The organism is Burkholderia alba, from assembly GCF_034721475.1.
In the GTDB taxonomy this organism is placed as follows: Bacteria; Pseudomonadota; Gammaproteobacteria; order Burkholderiales; family Burkholderiaceae; genus Burkholderia; species Burkholderia alba.
Genome location: NZ_JAWJWL010000079.1, coordinates 1 through 5,696 on the forward strand (window position 1 = coordinate 1; position 5,696 = coordinate 5,696).

Annotated in this window: 2 tRNA genes and 3 rRNA genes; all 5 read left to right on the forward strand. The window is 52.7% G+C overall.

From position 1 onward, the window contains the following. The first annotated feature begins 420 nt into the window (after nucleotides 1-420). A 16S ribosomal RNA gene (locus tag RZR99_RS31845) occupies nucleotides 421-1,953 on the forward strand. A 60-nt stretch (nucleotides 1,954-2,013) separates the two neighbouring features. Beyond that, nucleotides 2,014-2,090 (forward strand) — tRNA-Ile (locus RZR99_RS31850). Between the two features lie 39 nt (nucleotides 2,091-2,129). After that, a tRNA-Ala gene (locus RZR99_RS31855) sits at nucleotides 2,130-2,205 on the forward strand. A gap of 300 nt (nucleotides 2,206-2,505) precedes the next feature. Further along, a 23S ribosomal RNA gene (locus RZR99_RS31860) occupies nucleotides 2,506-5,385 on the forward strand. 125 nt (nucleotides 5,386-5,510) lie between these two features. Further along, nucleotides 5,511-5,623: ribosomal RNA gene (gene rrf / locus RZR99_RS31865) — 5S ribosomal RNA — on the forward strand. Together the 16S, 23S and 5S rRNA genes with 2 tRNA genes alongside form the textbook arrangement of a ribosomal RNA operon. Nucleotides 5,624-5,696 lie beyond the last annotated feature (73 nt).

The window sequence follows — 5,696 nt, forward strand, 5'->3', positions numbered from 1 at the left end:
CCTACAATCACGCCTCTTTCGCAGTAACGGAGACGTGAAGCGGAAGGCGGGAAACGAAGTCTGGCGCGGGTTTGAGGCGTGTTGGACGAAGAGGTGGATCAGCAGTAGGCGGTGAGCGCGGAGTTAAAAAAGTTGTTGACGCGCTGCTCCGAATTGATCATAATCTCGTTTCTCTGCTGCAGGAAATGCAGCGCTGCTGAGAAGGCCAGAAGAAGCAAGGCGACTCAGCGGAAACGTTCTTTAAAAATTAACAGCCGATAAGTGTGGGCACTTGATGGAAGCGAGACCTGATTTTCGGATCGGGATAGCGAAAGTATCAAGAGTCTCACACTAAAGTAAGTCAGGTTTGTGAAGCAATTCACGACCTGTCAGCTTTGAGTGAGCGACCGGTTCGAGAGAACCGAAAACAGTAACAGGTTTAAACTGAAGAGTTTGATCCTGGCTCAGATTGAACGCTGGCGGCATGCCTTACACATGCAAGTCGAACGGCAGCACGGGTGCTTGCACCTGGTGGCGAGTGGCGAACGGGTGAGTAATACATCGGAACATGTCCTGTAGTGGGGGATAGCCCGGCGAAAGCCGGATTAATACCGCATACGATCTAAGGATGAAAGCGGGGGATCTTCGGACCTCGCGCTATAGGGTTGGCCGATGGCTGATTAGCTAGTTGGTGGGGTAAAGGCCTACCAAGGCGACGATCAGTAGCTGGTCTGAGAGGACGACCAGCCACACTGGGACTGAGACACGGCCCAGACTCCTACGGGAGGCAGCAGTGGGGAATTTTGGACAATGGGCGAAAGCCTGATCCAGCAATGCCGCGTGTGTGAAGAAGGCCTTCGGGTTGTAAAGCACTTTTGTCCGGAAAGAAATCATCCTGGCTAATATCCGGGGTGGATGACGGTACCGGAAGAATAAGCACCGGCTAACTACGTGCCAGCAGCCGCGGTAATACGTAGGGTGCGAGCGTTAATCGGAATTACTGGGCGTAAAGCGTGCGCAGGCGGTTTGTTAAGACAGATGTGAAATCCCCGGGCTTAACCTGGGAACTGCATTTGTGACTGGCAAGCTAGAGTATGGCAGAGGGGGGTAGAATTCCACGTGTAGCAGTGAAATGCGTAGAGATGTGGAGGAATACCGATGGCGAAGGCAGCCCCCTGGGCCAATACTGACGCTCATGCACGAAAGCGTGGGGAGCAAACAGGATTAGATACCCTGGTAGTCCACGCCCTAAACGATGTCAACTAGTTGTTGGGGATTCATTTCCTTAGTAACGTAGCTAACGCGTGAAGTTGACCGCCTGGGGAGTACGGTCGCAAGATTAAAACTCAAAGGAATTGACGGGGACCCGCACAAGCGGTGGATGATGTGGATTAATTCGATGCAACGCGAAAAACCTTACCTACCCTTGACATGGTCGGAATCCTGCTGAGAGGTGGGAGTGCTCGAAAGAGAACCGATACACAGGTGCTGCATGGCTGTCGTCAGCTCGTGTCGTGAGATGTTGGGTTAAGTCCCGCAACGAGCGCAACCCTTGTCCTTAGTTGCTACGCAAGAGCACTCTAAGGAGACTGCCGGTGACAAACCGGAGGAAGGTGGGGATGACGTCAAGTCCTCATGGCCCTTATGGGTAGGGCTTCACACGTCATACAATGGTCGGAACAGAGGGTCGCCAACCCGCGAGGGGGAGCCAATCCCAGAAAACCGATCGTAGTCCGGATCGCACTCTGCAACTCGAGTGCGTGAAGCTGGAATCGCTAGTAATCGCGGATCAGCATGCCGCGGTGAATACGTTCCCGGGTCTTGTACACACCGCCCGTCACACCATGGGAGTGGGTTTTACCAGAAGTGGCTAGTCTAACCGCAAGGAGGACGGTCACCACGGTAGGATTCATGACTGGGGTGAAGTCGTAACAAGGTAGCCGTATCGGAAGGTGCGGCTGGATCACCTCCTTTCTAGAGCGACTCGCGAAGTTGAGTGCTCACGCTTATCGGCTGTAATTAAGACAGACTCAGGGGTCTGTAGCTCAGTTGGTTAGAGCACCGTCTTGATAAGGCGGGGGTCGTTGGTTCGAATCCAACCAGACCCACCAATTTGTCTGGCGTAGGAAACCTGAGATCAATCTGTGCCTGGGGGCATAGCTCAGCTGGGAGAGCACCTGCTTTGCAAGCAGGGGGTCGTCGGTTCGATCCCGTCTGCCTCCACCAATCACCAACGCGAAGTGTTCGGCGCATGCGCAAGTTGTGGCATGGGATGAATATTTGGCATTGGCGATTGAGCCAGTCAGAGCGATATGTGAAAGCGTATCGGCTGTCGTTCTTTAACAATCTGGAAGAAGTAGTAATTTGGATAGCGGAAGCGTCTTGAGATGGACGTGGAAGTTATCCGGGTTGTGATTGTATCGATGTATCTCAAGAAGATTCGAACGCAAGTTCGACTCAATTGGAATACGGCACAACGCGAGAACTCAACCTGTAGCGAGCTGTTGCGAGACAGACTTGTTATAGGGTCAAGCGAACAAGTGCATGTGGTGGATGCCTTGGCGATCACAGGCGATGAAGGACGCGGTAGCCTGCGAAAAGCGACGGGGAGCTGGCAAACAAGCTTTGATCCGTCGATGTCCGAATGGGGAAACCCGGCCCTTTTGGGTCATCCTAGACTGAATACATAGGTCTAGTGAAGCGAACGCGGTGAACTGAAACATCTAAGTAACCGCAGGAAAAGAAATCAACCGAGATTCCCAAAGTAGTGGCGAGCGAAATGGGAGCAGCCTGTACTCTTTATCTTTGTTATTAATCGAACGCTCTGGAAAGTGCGGCCATAGCAGGTGATAGCCCTGTAGATGAAAATAGCGAGGAAGAACTAGGTGTACGACAAGTAGGGCGGGACACGTGAAATCCTGTCTGAAGATGGGGGGACCATCCTCCAAGGCTAAATACTCGTGATCGACCGATAGTGAACCAGTACCGTGAGGGAAAGGCGAAAAGAACCCCGGGAGGGGAGTGAAATAGATCCTGAAACCGCATGCATACAAACAGTCGGAGCCTCGTAAGGGGTGACGGCGTACCTTTTGTATAATGGGTCAGCGACTTACGTTCAGTAGCAAGCTTAACCGAATAGGGCAGGCGTAGCGAAAGCGAGTCCGAATAGGGCGTTCAGTTGCTGGGCGTAGACCCGAAACCAAGTGATCTATCCATGGCCAGGATGAAGGTGCGGTAACACGTACTGGAGGTCCGAACCCACTAACGTTGAAAAGTTAGGGGATGAGCTGTGGATAGGGGTGAAAGGCTAAACAAACTTGGAAATAGCTGGTTCTCTCCGAAAACTATTTAGGTAGTGCCTCGTGTCTCACCTTCGGGGGTAGAGCACTGTCATGGTTGGGGGGTCCATTGCGGATTACCCCGCCATAGCAAACTCCGAATACCGAAGAGTGCAATCACGGGAGACAGACATCGGGTGCTAACGTCCGGTGTCAAGAGGGAAACAACCCAGACCGCCAGCTAAGGTCCCCAAATATAGCTAAGTGGGAAACGAAGTGGGAAGGCTAAAACAGTCAGGAGGTTGGCTTAGAAGCAGCCACCCTTTAAAGAAAGCGTAATAGCTCACTGATCGAGTCGTCCTGCGCGGAAGATGTAACGGGGCTAAGCTATATACCGAAGCTGCGGATGCACATTTATGTGCATGGTAGGAGAGCGTTCCGTAAGCCTGCGAAGGTGCGTTGAAAAGCGTGCTGGAGGTATCGGAAGTGCGAATGCTGACATGAGTAGCGATAAAGGGGGTGAAAGGCCCCCTCGCCGTAAGCCCAAGGTTTCCTACGCAACGTTCATCGGCGTAGGGTGAGTCGGCCCCTAAGGCGAGGCAGAAATGCGTAGCTGATGGGAAGCAGGTCAATATTCCTGCACCATTGTTAAATGCGATGGGGGGACGGATCGCGGAAGGTTGTCCGGGTGTTGGAAGTCCCGGTCGCTGCATTGGAGAAGGCGCTTAGGCAAATCCGGGCGCGGAATTCAAGGGTGTGGCGCGAGCTCTTTAGGGAGCGAAGCAATTGGAAGTGGTTCCAAGAAAAGCCTCTAAGCTTCAGTTTAACAATGACCGTACCGCAAACCGACACAGGTGGGCGAGATGAGTATTCTAAGGCGCTTGAGAGAACTCGGGAGAAGGAACTCGGCAAATTGGTACCGTAACTTCGGGATAAGGTACGCCCTTGTAGCTTGACTGGCCTGCGCCAGAAGGGTGAAGGGGTTGCAATAAACTGGTGGCTGCGACTGTTTAATAAAAACACAGCACTCTGCAAACACGAAAGTGGACGTATAGGGTGTGACGCCTGCCCGGTGCCGGAAGATTAAATGATGGGGTGCAAGCTCTTGATTGAAGTCCCGGTAAACGGCGGCCGTAACTATAACGGTCCTAAGGTAGCGAAATTCCTTGTCGGGTAAGTTCCGACCTGCACGAATGGCGTAACGATGGCCACACTGTCTCCTCCCGAGACTCAGCGAAGTTGAAGTGTTTGTGATGATGCAATCTACCCGCGGCTAGACGGAAAGACCCCATGAACCTTTACTGTAGCTTTGCATTGGACTTTGAACCGATCTGTGTAGGATAGGTGGGAGGCTATGAAACCGGAACGCTAGTTTCGGTGGAGCCGTCCTTGAAATACCACCCTGGTTTGTTTGAGGTTCTAACCTTGGCCCGTGATCCGGGTCGGGGACAGTGCATGGTAGGCAGTTTGACTGGGGCGGTCTCCTCCCAAAGCGTAACGGAGGAGTACGAAGGTACGCTAGGTACGGTCGGAAATCGTGCTGATAGTGCAATGGCATAAGCGTGCTTAACTGCGAGACCGACAAGTCGAGCAGGTGCGAAAGCAGGTCATAGTGATCCGGTGGTTCTGTATGGAAGGGCCATCGCTCAACGGATAAAAGGTACTCTGGGGATAACAGGCTGATACCGCCCAAGAGTTCATATCGACGGCGGTGTTTGGCACCTCGATGTCGGCTCATCTCATCCTGGGGCTGTAGCCGGTCCCAAGGGTATGGCTGTTCGCCATTTAAAGAGGTACGTGAGCTGGGTTTAAAACGTCGTGAGACAGTTTGGTCCCTATCTGCCGTGGGCGTTGGATATTTGAAGGGGGCTGCTCCTAGTACGAGAGGACCGGAGTGGACGAACCTCTGGTGTACCGGTTGTCACGCCAGTGGCATCGCCGGGTAGCTATGTTCGGAAGAGATAACCGCTGAAAGCATCTAAGCGGGAAACTCGCCTTAAGATGAGATATCCCTGGGGACTCGATCCCCTTGAAGGGTCGTTCAAGACCAGGACGTTGATAGGTCAGGTGTGTACAAGCAGTAATGCTTTTAGCTAACTGATACTAATTGCCCGTAAGGCTTGATCCTATAACCAGTCTGTTTTACGTCACCAACAGACTCGGTCAGAATTCTCGTGTGCGATACACACAACCTACACTACTGCTTCTTCCCAGATTGGTCGTATTGATTCATCAATACGACACCCCTCTTTGCCTGATGACCATAGCGAGTCGGTCCCACCCCTTCCCATCCCGAACAGGACCGTGAAACGACTCTACGCCGATGATAGTGCGGATTCCCGTGTGAAAGTAGGTAATCGTCAGGCTCCCTTTGCTAGAACCCCCGCCCATTCGGCGGGGGTTTTGCTATTGGTTTCGACAAAAGAAAAACCCCCTTCC